12 protein-coding genes and 1 tRNA gene are annotated in these 15,310 nt (G+C 68.5%); 7 read left to right on the forward strand and 6 right to left on the reverse strand.

Annotation, left to right across the window (positions count from 1 at the left end):
* Positions 1 to 4 precede the first annotated feature (4 nt).
* From gnd to ACGFIV_RS12035, 7 genes are all read left to right on the forward strand, one after another.
* Positions 5 to 958, forward strand: a complete 954-nt coding sequence (gene gnd, locus ACGFIV_RS12005; protein ID WP_358551193.1) for a phosphogluconate dehydrogenase (NAD(+)-dependent, decarboxylating) — start codon at positions 5 to 7, stop codon at positions 956 to 958.
* Positions 959 to 1,184: 226 nt separating this feature from the next.
* Entirely contained in the window at positions 1,185 to 2,414 is a 1,230-nt protein-coding gene (gene recF / locus ACGFIV_RS12010) for a DNA replication/repair protein RecF (RefSeq protein ID WP_358551191.1), read from the forward strand.
* On the forward strand, positions 2,404 to 2,922 hold the full coding sequence (locus ACGFIV_RS12015; protein WP_392834276.1) for a DUF721 domain-containing protein: 519 nt from the start codon (positions 2,404 to 2,406) through the stop codon (positions 2,920 to 2,922). Before recF ends, ACGFIV_RS12015 begins: the two co-directional genes overlap by 11 nt.
* A gap of 345 nt (positions 2,923 to 3,267) precedes the next feature.
* The gene (gene gyrB / locus ACGFIV_RS12020) at positions 3,268 to 5,211 is read left to right on the forward strand and encodes a DNA topoisomerase (ATP-hydrolyzing) subunit B (protein WP_358551187.1); all 1,944 of its coding nucleotides are present in this window, start codon (positions 3,268 to 3,270) and stop codon (positions 5,209 to 5,211) included.
* 42 nt (positions 5,212 to 5,253) lie between these two features.
* Positions 5,254 to 7,755 (forward strand): DNA gyrase subunit A, encoded by a 2,502-nt coding sequence (gyrA, locus tag ACGFIV_RS12025; RefSeq protein ID WP_358551185.1) that lies wholly within the window; start codon positions 5,254 to 5,256, stop codon positions 7,753 to 7,755.
* A gap of 692 nt (positions 7,756 to 8,447) precedes the next feature.
* Entirely contained in the window at positions 8,448 to 8,897 is a 450-nt protein-coding gene (locus ACGFIV_RS12030; RefSeq protein ID WP_358551183.1) for a DUF3566 domain-containing protein, read from the forward strand.
* Between the two features lie 196 nt (positions 8,898 to 9,093).
* Positions 9,094 to 9,170: transfer RNA gene (locus ACGFIV_RS12035), tRNA-Ile, on the forward strand.
* Positions 9,171 to 9,232: 62 nt separating this feature from the next.
* Here the strand turns inward: ACGFIV_RS12035 and ACGFIV_RS12040 are convergent.
* The 6 genes from ACGFIV_RS12040 to ACGFIV_RS12065 form a co-directional block, all read right to left on the reverse strand.
* Positions 9,233 to 9,361 carry a hypothetical protein gene (locus ACGFIV_RS12040; protein ID WP_392834281.1) on the reverse strand — a complete coding sequence of 43 codons (129 nt, stop codon included), beginning with the start codon at positions 9,359 to 9,361 and terminating at the stop codon, positions 9,233 to 9,235.
* Between the two features lie 179 nt (positions 9,362 to 9,540).
* On the reverse strand, positions 9,541 to 10,401 hold the full coding sequence (locus ACGFIV_RS12045; RefSeq protein ID WP_358554456.1) for an aminoglycoside phosphotransferase family protein: 861 nt from the start codon (positions 10,399 to 10,401) through the stop codon (positions 9,541 to 9,543).
* Positions 10,402 to 11,039: 638 nt separating this feature from the next.
* Entirely contained in the window at positions 11,040 to 12,467 is a 1,428-nt protein-coding gene (locus ACGFIV_RS12050) for a hypothetical protein (RefSeq protein WP_358554459.1), read from the reverse strand.
* An 83-nt stretch (positions 12,468 to 12,550) separates the two neighbouring features.
* Positions 12,551 to 13,069, reverse strand: coding sequence for a hypothetical protein (locus ACGFIV_RS12055; RefSeq protein WP_392834287.1), 519 nt, complete (start codon positions 13,067 to 13,069; stop codon positions 12,551 to 12,553).
* Positions 13,066 to 14,511: a HAMP domain-containing sensor histidine kinase gene (locus ACGFIV_RS12060; RefSeq protein WP_358554465.1), complete on the reverse strand. Its 1,446-nt coding sequence runs from the start codon at positions 14,509 to 14,511 to the stop codon at positions 13,066 to 13,068. Before ACGFIV_RS12060 ends, ACGFIV_RS12055 begins: the two co-directional genes overlap by 4 nt.
* Positions 14,508 to 15,191, reverse strand: coding sequence for a response regulator transcription factor (locus ACGFIV_RS12065; RefSeq protein ID WP_358554468.1), 684 nt, complete (start codon positions 15,189 to 15,191; stop codon positions 14,508 to 14,510). The genes ACGFIV_RS12060 and ACGFIV_RS12065 overlap by 4 nt, the downstream gene beginning before the upstream one ends.
* Positions 15,192 to 15,310: the final 119 nt, after the last annotated feature.

Raw genomic sequence — 15,310 nt, forward strand, 5'->3', positions numbered from 1 at the left:
AGGGGTGGCTGGGATGCAGATCGGCATGGTCGGGCTGGGCAAGATGGGCGGCAACATGGCCGAGCGGCTCCGCCGCGCCGGCCATGAGGTGATCGGTTACGACCGCGATCCCAAGGCCAGCGACGCCGGCAGCCTGCAGGAGCTGGTCGAGCGGCTCCAGGCCCCCCGCGTGGTCTGGGTCATGGTCCCGGCCGGCGAGCCGACCAGGAAGACGATCGAGGAGCTCGGCAAGCTGCTCTCCGAGGGCGACGTCGTCATCGACGGGGGCAATTCCCACTATCTCGACGACAAGAAGCACGCCGAGGAGCTTGAGCCCAAGGGCATCGGGTTCGTCGACGTCGGCGTCAGCGGCGGAGTCTGGGGTCTCCAGAACGGCTACGCCCTGATGGTCGGCGGCGACGCCGAGCACGTCCAGAAGCTCATGCCGATCTTCGAGGCGCTCAAGCCCGAGGGCGAGGACGGCTTCGTCCACGCGGGCACCGTGGGCGCCGGCCACTTCGCCAAGATGGTCCACAACGGCATCGAGTACGGCATCATGCAGTCGTTCGCCGAGGGCTGGGAGCTGCTGGAGGCCACCGACATCGTCACCGACGTGCCGGGCGCGTTCAGGAGCTGGCGCACCGGCACGGTGATCCGCTCGTGGCTGCTCGACCTGCTCGTACGGGCGCTCGACGACGACGCCGACCTGTCGGAGCTCAAGGGCTACGCCGAGGACTCCGGCGAGGGCCGCTGGACCGTCCAGGCCGCGGTCGACCACGCGGTGCCCCTGCCGGCCATCACGGCCGCGCTGTACGCCCGCTTCTCCTCGCGCCAGGAGGACTCTCCCGCGATGAAGATGGTCGCGGCCCTGCGCAACCAGTTCGGCGGCCACGCCGTCTCCTCCGCCGAGGGCCAGCACGCCAAGGGCGCCGACGCTCCCGGCGCGGACGTCACTCCTCCCCTGGAAGCGCAGCGCTGAGGCCGCCGGGCCGTCCCGGCACTGATCGCCGTACGAGGGCCGGCGGCGGGCCCGCACGTCCCCGTACCGGTCCCGGCGCCCTCTCTGGCACCCCGGATGTCTCCTCGGCGCCACGATCGCCCTCAGACGTCCTCTGAGCCCGTGCCCGGTGCTGCCCATGGCACGGATTTGGCGTCGGATGCCGGTTGTGCAGATGTTGTCGTAGTGGCCCACTAACCTTCGTGGGGTGCATGTCGCCCATCTGTCGCTGACCGACTTCCGGTCCTACTCCGCCGTGGAGCTGGCCCTGGAGCCGGGGGTGACGGCGCTCGTCGGTCCCAACGGGCAGGGCAAGACCAACCTCGTCGAGGCCCTCGGCTATGTGGCGACCCTGGGCAGCTTCCGCGTCGCCACCGACGCCCCGCTCGTGCGGCAGGGCGCCGCGCGGGCCATCATCCGTTCCGTGGTGGTCCGCGACGACCGCCGCGCGCTGGTCGAGATCGAGATCAACCCGGGCCGGGCCAACCGCGCCAGGCTCAACCGTTCGCCGGTCCCCCGGCCGCGCGACGTCCTCGGACTGCTCCGCACCGTGCTGTTCGCCCCCGAGGATCTCGCGCTCGTGAAGGGCGACCCGTCCGACCGGCGCGGGTTCCTCGACGATCTGCTCGTCGCCCGCGCTCCTCGCTTCGCCGGGGTGCGGGCCGACTACGACCGGGTGCTCAAGCAGCGCGGCGCCCTGCTGCGCACCGCCATGCAGGCGCGGCCGGGGCGGCGGCAGAGCCCCCGCCGACAGGAGGCCGAGGCGGGGTTCTCCGCGGCCGGCGCCGGTGACGCGCTCAGCACGCTGGAGGTCTGGGACGCCCACCTGGCTCGCCACGGCGCCGAGCTGCTCGCCGCGCGGCTGGAGCTCGTCGAGGCGCTCCGCCCGCTCGTGGCCAAGGCGTACGCCCTGCTGGCCCCCTCGTCGGCCCCCGCCGACATGGAGTACCGCGACTCGTTGTCCACAGAGCCGGGGGCTTCGCGGGGGGTCGTGGCCCCGACGCCGTCCGCGGTCCCGGGGCCCGCCGTGGTCGACCGCACGGGGCTGGAGGAGGCGCTGCGCGCGAGCCTGATCGAGGTACGGCAGGCCGAGCTGGAGCGCGGTGTGACGCTCGTCGGGCCCCACCGCGACGACCTGCTCCTGCGTCTCGGCGACCTGCCCGCGCGCGGCTACGCCAGCCACGGCGAGTCCTGGTCGTTCGCGCTGGCGCTGCGTCTCGCCGCGTACGACCTGCTCAGGGCCGAGGGCGGCGATCCTGTGCTGATCCTCGACGACGTGTTCGCCGAGCTCGACAGCCGCAGGCGCCGCAGCCTGGCCGAGATCGTGGCGCCCGCCGAGCAGGTCCTGATCACCGCGGCCGTGCCCGAGGACGTCCCCGCGCAGCTCGCCGGTGCCCGGTTCGACGTCGCGGAAGGGAGCGTCACCCGTGTCAGGTGAGCCATCAGGAATCCAGTCCCCCGACGGGGTCGCGGCGCGCGGGGCCGCCATGGCCCGCGAGAAGCTCGCCCAGGCGAAGGCCGACGCGGCCAGGCGCGGGCAACTCCCCCGCCGTGAGCCTCGCCGCCGGTCCTCCGTCCGGCGCGACGTCGGCGATCCACAGCTTTTCGGCCGTGCCATCCGCGACCTTCTCGCCGACCGGGGGTGGGAGCAGCCGCTGGCCGTCGGAGGGGTGTTCGGGCGCTGGCACGAGATCGTCGGGCCCGATCTGGCGGCCCACACCAAGCCGGAGACCTTCGCCGACGGGGAGGTCCTGGTCGTCGCCGACTCCACCGCCTGGGCCACGCAGGTGCGCCTGCTGGCATCCACCCTGGTCAGACGCCTGAACGAGGAGCTCGGAGACGGCACGGTCCGCCGGGTGAAGGTGCGCGGCCCCCAGAACGGGCCAAGGCCGACGGGCGGGCTCCGGGTGACGGGCAGCCGCGGCCCGGGTGACACCTACGGCTGAGCCGGGCTTCACAGGGTCGTCCGATCAGCGAAACTCAGGTGGAGACCCCCGGGGAAACCGATCAGAATCACGTTGGCGGTAGTGACCCCCTTCCCCGTGGGGGGATGCTCTAGAGCACATCCAACGCCCGACAGGCCATCACAGCGGCCGTCAATGCCACCTGATGCGCTTCTGACCGGTAGAATGAAATCGGATTCCGGACACGTCCGCATGCGAGTCACCCCCGGCCGCGCGCCGATCTCCCTGGGTGGTCGCATCGAGGCACTCACGACGGTGACGGGCACGGCAGGGGCAGCCGATTGTTGGTCTTCCCTGCCGCGTGTCCGCGGCAGGAGGATTTCGCACTTGTCCTACGACGCTAGCTCAATCACCGTTCTCGAAGGACTTGAGGCGGTTCGTAAGCGCCCTGGCATGTACATCGGCTCGACGGGTGAGCGTGGCCTCCACCACCTCGTCCAAGAGGTTGTGGACAACTCCGTCGACGAGGCACTCGCGGGGCACGCCGATCACATCGAGGTCACCCTCCTCGCCGACAACGGCGTCCGGGTAGTGGACAACGGCCGCGGCATCCCTGTCGGCATCGTCCCCGGTGAGGAGCGCCCGGCCGTCGAGGTCGTCCTCACCGTCCTGCACGCGGGCGGCAAGTTCGACAGCAAGTCCTATGCCGTCTCCGGCGGCCTGCACGGCGTCGGCGTCTCGGTCGTCAACGCCCTGTCCTCGCGCCTTGAGGTCGAGATCAGGACCGAAGGCCATTACTGGCGGCAGTCCTACTCCGAGAGCAAGCCGACCGGTCCGCTGGTCAAGGGCGAGCCGACCGACGAGACCGGCACCTCGATCACGTTCTGGGCCGACGGCACGATCTTCGAGACCACGACCTGGAACTTCGAGACGCTGTCGCGCCGGTTCCAGGAGATGGCCTTCCTGAACAAGGGGCTCACGATCATCCTCCGCGACGAGCGGCCGGATCACGTCAACGGTGACCCCACCATCGTGACTTATCACTACGAGGGCGGTATTTCCGACTTCGTCAAGCACATCAACTCCAAGAAGGAGGCCGTCCACAGCTCGGTCATCGACTTCGAGTCCGAGGGCGACGGCATCTCCGTCGAGATCGCGATGCAGTGGAACGCCTCCTACAGCGAGTCGGTCTACACCTTCGCCAACACGATCAACACCGCCGAGGGCGGCACCCACGAGGAGGGCTTCCGCGCGGCGCTGACGACCATCGTCAACCGCTACGCCCGGGAGCAGAAGTTCCTCAAGGAGGGCAAGGACGACAACCTCACCGGTGACGACATCCGTGAGGGCCTGACCGCCATCATCTCGGTGAAGCTGGCCGACCCGCAGTTCGAGGGCCAGACCAAGACCAAGCTCGGCAACACCGAGGCCAAGTCGTTCGTGCAGAAGGCGTGCAACGACTACATCCGCGACTGGTTCGAGCGGAACCCCGGCGAGGCCAAGGAGATCCTCAGCAAGTCCCTTCAGGCCTCCCGCGCCCGCATCGCCGCGCGCCAGGCCCGTGACCTCACCCGGCGCAAGTCGCTGCTGGAGGCGGGCTCAGGGCTCCCCGGCAAGCTGGCCGACTGCCAGTGGACCGAGCCCGAGAAGTGTGAGCTCTACATCGTCGAGGGCGACTCGGCCGGCGGCTCGGCCAAGGGTGGCCGCGATCCCAAGTTCCAGGCCATCCTCCCGATCCGCGGCAAGATCCTCAACGTCGAGAAGGCCCGCATCGACCGGGTCCTCAAGAACAACGAGGTCCAGGCGCTGATCACCGCTCTCGGCACGGGTGTGCACGCCGAGTTCGACATCGAGAAGCTCCGCTACCACAAGCTCATCCTGATGGCGGACGCCGACGTCGACGGCCAGCACATCACCACGCTGCTGCTGACGCTGCTCTTCCGCTTCATGCGCCCCCTGATCGAGGCGGGCCACGTGTACCTTTCCCAGCCCCCGCTCTACAAGATCAAGTGGGACAGGAAGGGCGAGGACGCCAGTTACGCCTACTCCGACCGCGAGCGGGACGCCATCATCCAGGGTGGCATCGACCAGGGCCGGCGTGACCCGCGCCAGCACGACGGTGTCCAGCGCTTCAAGGGTCTGGGCGAGATGAACGCCTCCCAGCTCTGGGAGACCACGATGAACCCGGCGACCCGGGTTCTTCTTCAGGTCACGCTCGACGACGCGGCCCAGGCCGACGAGATGTTCACCGTGCTCATGGGTGAGGACGTCGAGGCACGGAGATCGTTCATCATCAGAAACGCAAGGGATGTCCGATTCCTGGACGTGTAGCGGCAGCCGTAGAGACTCATCTTCCAAAAGGACATACCACTCGTGACCGAAGTGAACATCCCGCCGGGACCTCCCGCTGACCGCATCGAACCCGTCGACATCCAGTCCGAGATGCAGCGCAGCTACATGGACTACGCGATGTCGGTCATCGTGTCGCGGGCGCTGCCCGACGTGCGTGACGGTCTGAAGCCAGTACACCGGCGTGTGCTCTACGCCATGTACGACGGCGGCTACCGGCCCGACCGCGGATATTTCAAGTGCTCCCGCGTCGTCGGCGACGTGATGGGCTCCTACCACCCGCACGGCGACGCGTCGATCTACGACACCGTCGTACGACTGGCGCAGCCCTGGGCGCTGCGTTACACGCTGGTCGACGGCCAGGGCAACTTCGGCTCGCCCGGCAACGACCCGGCCGCCGCCATGCGGTACACCGAGTGCCGGCTCGCGCCGATCGCCATGGAGATGCTCCGTGACATCGACAAGGAGACCGTCGACTTCCAGCCCAACTACGACGGGCGCTCCCAGGAGCCCATCGTCCTGCCGGCGAGGTTCCCCAACCTGCTGGTCAACGGCGCCGCCGGCATCGCGGTCGGCATGGCCACCAACATCCCGCCGCACAACCTGCGCGAGGTCGCCGAGGCCGTCAAGTGGTGCCTGGAGCACCCCGAGGCGACCGACGAGGAGCTCCTCGAAGCGTTGATCGCCCGGGTCAAGGGCCCCGACTTCCCCACCGGCGCGCTGATCGTTGGCCGCCGCGGCATCGACGACGCCTACCGCACCGGGCGCGGCTCGATCACCATGCGGGCGATCGTCGAGGTCGAGGAGGACGCCAAGGGCCGGCAGAACCTGGTCGTCACGGCCCTGCCGTACCAGGTCAACCCCGACAACCTTGCGCTGACCATCGCCGAGTTGGTGAAGGACGGCAAGATCACCGGCATCGCCGACGTGCGCGACGAGACCTCCTCGCGCACCGGCCAGCGCCTCGTGATCGTCCTCAAGCGTGACGCCGTCGCCAAGGTCGTGCTGAACAACCTCTACAAGCACACCCAGCTCCAGACGACGTTCGGCGCGAACATGCTGGCGCTGGTCGACGGTGTGCCGAGGACGCTCCGCCTCGACCAGTTCGTCAAGTACTACGTCGCCCACCAGATCGAGGTCGTGGTCCGCCGGACCCGCTACCTCCTGCGCAAGGCCCAGGAGCGCGCCCACATCCTGAGCGGTCTGCTCAAGGCCATGGACCGCATGGACGAGGTCATCGCGCTGATCCGCAGGTCGCCCTCGGCGGCGCAGGCGGTCGGCGGGCTGATCGAGCTCCTGGAGATCGACGACATCCAGGCGCAGGCCATCCTCGACATGCAGCTGCGCAAGCTCGCCGCGCTGGAGCGCCAGCAGATCATCGACGAGTACGAGGCGCTGATGACGCAGATCGCCGAATACCAGGCGATCCTGGCCTCCGAGCCGCGGCAGCGGCAGATCGTGGCCGACGAGCTCGGCGACATCGTCAACAAGTTCGGCGACGAGCGCAAGACCGAGATCATCGCCTATGACGGCGACATGTCCATTGAGGACCTCATCGCCGAGGAGGACATGGTCGTCACGATCACCCGTGGCGGCTACGCCAAGCGCACCAAGACCGACCATTACCGGGCGCAGAAGCGCGGCGGCAAGGGCGTGCGCGGCGCGCAGCTCCGGCAGGACGACATCGTCGAGCACTTCTTCGTCACGACGACCCACCACTGGCTGCTGTTCTTCACCAACAAGGGCCGCGTCTACCGGATCAAGGCGTACGAGTTCCCCGACGCCGGCCGTGACGCGCGCGGCCAGCACCTGGCGAACCTCCTGGCGATGCAGCCCGACGAGCACGTCATGGAGATCCTCGATCTTCGTGACTACCAGGTCTCGCCCTACCTCGTGCTGGCGACCCGCAGCGGCCTGGTGAAGAAGACCCGGCTCTCCGAGTACGACTCCCCCAGGTCGGGTGGCCTGATCGCGATCAACCTCCGCGAGGACGACGAGGTCATCGCCGCCAAGCTGGTCTCGGAAGAGGACGACATCCTGCTGGTGTCCCGGGGCGCCAAGTCCATCCGCTTCACCGCCTCCGACGAGGCCCTGCGCCCGATGGGCCGCGCGACCAGCGGTGTCATCGGCATGAGGTTCCTCGATGGGGACGAGCTGCTGGCGATGAACGTCCTTAGCGACGGCGCCGACGTGCTTATCGCGACCGAGGGCGGGTATGCGAAGCGCACTCCGGTGGATCAGTATCCCGTTCAAGGTAGGGGCGGGCAGGGTGTGCTGACTGCAAAGATTGTCAGTGCTCGTGGCAAGCTGGTCGGAGCAGTAATGGTGAGTCCCGAGGACGAGGTGTTCGCTATCACCTCCGCAGGCGGGGTGATCCGCACCAGCGCGGGCGAGATCAAGCAGTCCGGCCGCCAGACCATGGGAGTGCGTCTGATGAACCTCTCGGAGGGAGACAGCGTGGTTGCCCTCGCCCGCAACGCCGAAGCGCTGGAAAGCGAGGACAACGGGGGGGATGAGGAGGAATGAGCCCTCAGGCCAACTCCGGTGGTATCGGTGATTCCGGTAAATCGCCCAGTACTTCGGGAAATCGAAAGCGGAACCCGCCCAAGGGGGTCCGCCCCGCCTCCTCGGTGAACTCCTCCACTCGCAATCAGGTGACGGAGAGCGTGAACTCCTCGGAAAGTACGGGCACGGCGCGACCTCCGGCCGGCCCGAGTGATGACAGGGTTGTCGTCGTGTCCAGTGACGATGACGCGGTGACCCCTGGCGGTGACGGCGAGAACGGAGACGCGACCCTGCGCATCCGTTCCTCGTCGGTTCCCGACAATTCCTGGTCGCCCTCTCCTGACGGCCCGGGTGGCGGCCCGACCAGGCCCGCTCAGAAGCCGCCGGCCCCGCCAGCCTCGGCTCCGGCGACGCCCGTGGGCCCGTCGACCACTCCGCGCCCCGGCCCTGATGCCAACCCGAGGCCGGGTGCCGGCGGCGCTCCACGACCCCGCCCCGACAGCACCCCGAGGCCGGGCCCGGACGGCAGCCCCCGGCCCGGCGCACCGCAACCGGGTTCCGGCAGCCCCCGGCCCGGCGGCGCGCCGCAGCCAGGTACCCGGCCCGGTTCCGGAGGCGTACCGGGTGCGGGCGGCGCTTCGCAGCCCGGCTCACGTCCCGGTGCCGGGAAGTCCGCCTCGGGTTCCGGGTCCAAGCAGGGCGGTCTCGGGGCCGTGTCGGCCCTGTCCACCCCGGAGCCGGCCCTCGGACGCACCGAGCAACGCGACAAGCCCTCGCCGGTCAAGGCTCCCCGCAAGGCCCACTTGGTGCTGCGCAGGATCGAGCCCTGGTCGGCGATGAAGTTCAGCTTCGTCGTCTCGCTCGTCTGCTTCGTGGTGCTGTTCGTGGCCGTCGCCGTCCTGTACGGCGTTCTGTCGGCGCTCGGCGTCTTCGACTCGATCGTGAACACCGTGACGCAGCTCACCGTTCCCGACGGGAAGACGACCAGCGGCATCGACATCAAGTCGTGGTTCGAGCCCGTGAGGATCCTCGGCTACACCGCCCTGCTCGGCGCGGTGAACGTCGTCCTGATCACCGCTCTCTCCACGCTCGGATCCGTCATCTACAACGTCGCCTCCGACCTGGTGGGCGGGGTCGAAGTGACCTTCAGCGAGGCCGAATAGGTCCGCAGGGGCCGTTGAGGGCTCGGCCAGGAGCCCTCAACGGCACCCCTCGCATCCGCCTGCTTTCTGGCATCCGACGATAACGAGTGCATCCCGTTGGCGCGGGCGGCCTCAGAGCACGGTAAGCTTTTCCGTGTCAGAGAGACGGTTCGCTTCCGCTCCGCGGAGGCGATAACCTTCTCTGCACCGCGACAGCGGGGCTATAGCTCAGACGGTTAGAGCGCTTCCCTGATAAGGAAGAGGTCCCAGGTTCAAGTCCTGGTAGCCCCACCAGCCGAAGCGCCCCGTACGGATCTCCGTTCGGGGCGTTTTAGCGCAACCACTACTGCAACGGCCTATTCAAACAGGTCGTTGACCTTGCGAATCTCGCTTTCCCGGCTCTCCTCGTCCCCGTGCGTGTAGATCTCCATCGTGACCGAGATCCGGCTGTGGCCGAGGATCTCCATCGCGTCCCGAGAAGCCACGCCGAGCTTGTGAGCAGCGAGACCGCCGTATGCCGGAGATCACGAAGCCGGATCGATCATTCACCCCGTGATCGTCCGGGACGCCCCCGACCGCGGCGCCATCCATAGGTGGTCGCCTGTGAAACAGGGAGACACCCGACTCCTCAACCATGGGCACTATCGGGCAATGAGCAGCGCCTCTAGGCAATAAGCACCTGGTCAAGGACGTGGTTGCCGATAGCCGCCATGCTGGGATTATCGGCCGAGTAGGCGGCCAGGGCAGTGCCCATGGCAAGGGCCCAGCCCCGTGCACGCTCCCAGGTCACTTCATCGGCGTCCATGTGTGATCGGAATACCTCACGGGCGTTCTCATCGAAAACCAGCCACGCGGCGGCCAGGTCGGTGGCAGGGTCACCGCTGGTGAGATCACCGAAGTCCAGAACAGCCACCAGCCCTTCCCCGTTGAGCAAGAGGTTCCCCGGGTGCGGGTCGCCGTGGAGCCACAGCGCGGGACCTTGCCAGGGCCGGAGGGCCGCCAACCTCTCCCAGAGGGGCAGGAGCTCAGCTGTTCGGGAAATGAACTGCAGGCGTTGCCGTACCGCTTCGTCGCGGGCGGCGAGCGGGACGCCACGGACGGGGTTATGCGGTGCATCAGGCGGTGCAGGCCGGTGGAAGCCTGTCATGAAGTTGGCCAGCGGGACGGCGATGCCGGAGCGATCGCACGGCGGAACGTCGGCGACCGTACGGCCTTCGAACCAGGGCGCGATCGTCCACGGCCATGGGTAGCCCTCGCCGGGCTCGCCAGCCCTGAGGGGTACGGGCAGCGCGACTTCGACGTGCTCGGCCAGGACCGGCAGCCAGCGTTGCTCGTTGACAAGGAGGTCGACGGCCACCTGGCGGCGCGGCAGCCGTACGGACAGGTCCGTGCCAAGGCGATAGATGACGTTGTCCCAGCCGTTGGCAACGAGGGTGAGCGGTCCCGCCAGATCCGGGTGCTGCGTGTGAATCAAGCGGTCAACAAGGTCGTCGTCGATGTCGACTTCTGTCGCCGGGGTGTTCATGCCGCAACGATATTGCGGGATGGCCCAGGGAACCCTCTATGCCTGGTCGCAGCCTGGATCTATCTCGCCGCCTGGATCGGCCGAGCTTTTGACCGCAGGTTTCCGAGTCGGCTGACTCCCTGTTTTGCAGGTGAGGACGGTCTCCGGTGCTATCCAGCCTCCCGGCGTCGTGCCCGATCGCCTACGGCCTGGCGCACCAAGCCGTACCCCTGCGGAGAGGGGCGGCGCAATGCCGGAGACTGTCCTAAAGGAGGGTACCGCCGTCCTCGGCGCGTGCCCGATGAGACGGGAAACAAGGGGAAACAGCGGGGAGTCGGAGGTGGGGGAGACGTGCGGGACCGCAAGGGAAATGCCTCCGTATTTGCAGTTCCAGTTGCAGTAGACGTTGCCGAAGAACCAGTGAACCTGGCCCAGCCGAGCGACCGCGGCCCACACGGCTCGCGATCGTACGACCTGCGTCCGCGAACAGTTCCGCATACGGGCAGCATCCCAGACCCGTACACATTCGGACCGCTCATTCCCGCTCAATTGGCGAGAGCCTTCCTCCGCTCGCTTACGGGCCCCGGTCTTCCTCCCCTCGCTTACGGCCCGGTCTCTCTCTGCCCTCGAACGCGCGGCCGGTGGCGGGGCCGGGCGGGTCATCTGTAGACGGTGGGCTTCTTCTCCTTGCCGGGGAAGATCATGATCAGCAGTTGTACGGCGCCGGCCGGGGCATCGACGACCTGGGTGACGAGCTCGCGGCCCCGCAGGTGGACCCGGACCCGGTAGGACCCCGGGCCAGCGGACGTGAGACCGGTTAGACGCTTTCCGTCACCGTCGACGAGTTCCAGCGAGCCGTTCGGACTCTCGTAGCCGACTTCGACCACCTCCTCCCAGCCCTTGAGCTCCATCGGCGGTCGCCTGGTGTAGGACTCGACGGTCACGCAGGCATGCCCGATCTCGTCGGCCGCCCAGATCGACAGGGCTCCCCGCTCGCTTCCGACCAGGTTCTCCACCATTTCGGGGACGGTGCCCTCGTATCCGTCCTCCCATCCGTCGATGGTCCAGAACTCCGTCCACATGGTGGCCCGCTTCTGCCGTACGGGCCCGATCTTCGGCCGGTGCGCCGGATGCGCCGCACAGGCCCTTTCCTTTCTGGCGACGTAGGCGTCATTTTCGGCCTTCTCCTGCTGGGCGTCCGCCTCCTGCTTCCGTGCCACCTCGGGGCACAGGCTTGCCAGCACTCCGGTCAAGGACGTCTGCGGCGCCTCCCGTACGGCCCGCGCGCCGACATCGCCCCCATGCTGTACGGCCAGGCCGCACAAGTGACGTCCCTGGGCCAGCACATCTCGGTCAGCAACCTCGTTCCACTCGGTGACACTCCACCGGTGTCCGAGGGAGTAGCCGCGGACGTCACACAGGAAGTCCTTCTCCCCCTGGCTCGGTCCCCTGGCCGTCACGTCACCGAATCCTGCGCAGTCGAGCTCATACGCGCTGCTCACCCTGGGGGGAGGGGCGGACTTCGCTGCGAGAAGGAGTGTCGCCGTGACCGTCAGGACGGCTACCGTCGTGCGGGCGAGGGGGCCCCGCCGCACGAACTCCCGCCGGGGAGAACGTACGGCGAGCAGCACCAGGAGCGGGGGCGCCAGGCAGTAGAGGTCCATGCCTGCCTGCCAGTTCACCAGGTCCGGCGGTCCCCACGCGTCCGCGCACTCCGGGCCGAGCGCCAAGTCGAATGTGATCAGCAGCAGCTCAGGGAGCAGGAGGAGAAGCAGCGCCACGGCGGCGGAGCGGGCGATGATTCCGCCGAGCAGGCTATGTCCGCTCCGGACGCTCAGCTGTCGGCCCGCGAAGGCCAAGACGATCAGGGGAGCTCCGCCGTACCAGAAGACCGGCAGATCGGTGATCACGGATTGCGGATACTCGATCAGCTCGTGGATCCGGTTGCCCAGACACTGGTCCCAGGACGTCCACGCGTAGCGCCAAGTGTTGTCATTCCCGAACAGCGATCCGATCCAGTCGCAGAGGCTGGGGCCCAGCGCTGTCACGAAGGCCGCCGCCCACAGAACCCATGATCGTCGAGCCACGACAGCGAAGACTATCTATCGCCACATAGCTGGATAAGTTATGTGAACACGGTGGTTGGCGACCGAGTGGCTCGAAGGACAGGTCACTCCGAGCTGCGCGGGAACTGGGAGCAGCGGAAGGAGCCGAGGGCGCCGGCGCCGGACTGCGTGATGACGACGGTGATCGCGTCCGGGTCGATGTCCGTACGTGCGGCCAGGGCGCTCGCGGCCGTACAGGTGAGCTGCCCGATCCACAGGATCGACCGCGTGGCGCCCTGCGGCACGGCCACCGGCTTGGGGACGGGCAGCGAGATACGCACCTTCGCCTGGCCCGCGGTGACCTTGGTCGGCGCGTGGGCGGGCTGCAGCTCGCTGACGATGCCTCGTTCACGCTCCGCGGAGGTGGGCCCGTCGAGCAGGAGGTCGAGCGTCTCCTTGAGCGGCGGCCACGGGATGGGACGGGTCACGACCTGCAGATGTGAGCCCGACACGAAATAGAGCCGGGTGCTCGGGCGGAAGCCGATCGCCGGCTCGCCCCCGTCCATGACGTCGGTCGGAGTGATGCCGCAGCCTGCCACCAGTGCCATCGCCATCGCGGCCAGTGCGCGGCGCATTCCGGTCATGGTCCCTCCTCCCCGCCTCGGGGCAGGGACAGCGTGAAAACGGCTCCGCCGCCGGGCCGGTTGGCCACCTCGATGACGCCGCCGTGCAGGCGCGCGTTCTCGTGGGCGATGGCCAGGCCGAGCCCGCTGCCCTCGGATCTCACCCGTGCCACGTCGGCCTTGTAGAACCGGTCGAAGACGTGGGGGAGGATCCGCGGGTCAAGTCCCTGGCCGCTGTCCTCCACCTCGACGAGGATGTCCTCTCCCAGATCGCTGAGTCGCACCGTCACCGGAGGAGCCCCGTGGTCGAGCGCGTTTCCCACGAGGTTGGCGACGATCACGTCGAAGCGGCGCGGGTCCAGCCGGACCCGGATCCCCGGGGGCAGGTCCAGGCCGACCCGATCGGTCCAGCCACGGGTGCGCAGGCAGGCGCGGACGGCGTCGGCCGCGTCGATGTCGTTGAGGATCAGCGTGGCCGCTCCGGCGTCGAACCGTGAGATCTCCATGAGGTCCTCGACGAGCCGCACCAGCCTCCCGACCTCCAGGTTCATCAGGCGGGCGGCCTTTCCGAGATCACCTTCGAGGCGACCGGCCTCCTCTTCGAACATGTCCGCCATCACCAGGATGGAGGCCAGGGGAGTACGCAACTCGTGGGACACGTCGGCGACGAACCTGCGGGCCTTGACCTCCATGCCCCGCAGCTCCGAGACGTTGGTCTCAAGGGCGGCCGCCGTGGCGTTGAAGGTGTTCACCAGCCTGGCCAGCTCGTCGCTGCCGCTCGCCTTCAGGCGCGTGTCCAGCTCGCCCTCACCGAGCCTGCGCGCGGCCCGGTCGAGATCGCGTACCGGGCGCAGCACCCCACGGGCGGCGACCAGGGCGAGCACCACGGCCAGTACCACAACGGGGATCACACCTTGTTGTGCCGCGGTGACCAGCGCGGCCTCGTCCCCTTCCTCTTTGGTGAGCGGCGTCACGAGGTAGACCTCCACGCCCGACGGGGCCGCCTTCTTGCCCAGCATCACCGGCGTGCCGACCACCAGGTACGGAGTGCCGGAGCTGATCACCCGCTGGTAGAAGAGCCGGTTCCGCTCGACGACGGTGCGGCGCAACTGAGGGGTGACGGCGCCGATGTCGTCCCGGGAGGCGATCAGCCCCGAGTCGCGGTAGGCGGCGGCGCCGGTCGCCTCCAGGAACGACGGCGCCACCCGGTTGGCCAGCTGTTGCAGCGCCGCGCGGTCGGGCGGGTGCTGCATGTTCTCGGTGAGGGTCGCGACGCGCAGCCGGAAGTCGTTGACGACCGACCATTCCGTACGCGTGAGCATGAGGTCGCGCGCCTGACGGTAGATCAGCCCGGCGGCGGTGAGCGCGCTGAGCCCGGCGAGGAGGACGAAGACGACCACCAGGCGGGCGCGCAGGCCCCGTACCGAGATCGGGAGGCGGAGCCGCCGGGACACCGGGTTCACAGAGGTCCGAACCGGTACCCGAACCCGCGTACGGTCTGCACGTAACGAGGCCTGGCCGGGACGTCCTCGATCTTCGTGCGCAACCGCTGCACGCACGCGTCCACCAGGCGCGAGTCGCCGAGGAAGTCGAGCTCCCAGACCGACTCCAGCAGCTGCTGGCGGCTGAACACCTGGCTGTACGCGGCGGACAGCTCCAGGAGCAGCCGTAACTCCATGGGCGGCAGCGTGAGCGGGACCCCGGCCTTGGACACGGTGAGCGAACCACGGTCGATCACCAGGTCACCATGGGTCTCCTGGACGGTGACCGCCGACGCCGCAGGGCCCACACGGCGCAGGACCGCGCGGATCCGCGCTTCCAGCACGCGCGGGCGGACCGGCTTGACGACGTAGTCGTCGGCCCCCGCCTCCAGCCCGCTCACCACATCAAGGTCATCGCCGCGGGCTGTGAGCATGACGATGGGCGTGGGGCCGCCCGCCCGGATCCGGCGGCACACCTCGAACCCGTCGAGTCCTGGAAGCATCAGATCGAGCACGACGATGTCGGCCGGAGCCTGCGACAGCCGCTTCAGGCCGTCCTCGCCGGTGCGGGCCACGTCGACGTCGTGCCCGTGCCGGCCGAGTGAGAGGCGAAGGCCCTCCCGTACGGACGGGTCATCCTCGATCACCATCACTCTGGCCACCGCTCAATTATCCGGCGGAGCCCGACGGCTTACCCGCAATTGGGACATCTATTACAGGCTCATGACATTCCGGTCATGATCAGCGGACATTCCGCTGCCAGCATCGAGCCCGTTCCTGA

It is taken from the genome of Sphaerisporangium sp. NPDC049003, from assembly GCF_043197795.1.
Classification (GTDB): Bacteria; Actinomycetota; Actinomycetes; order Streptosporangiales; family Streptosporangiaceae; genus Sphaerisporangium.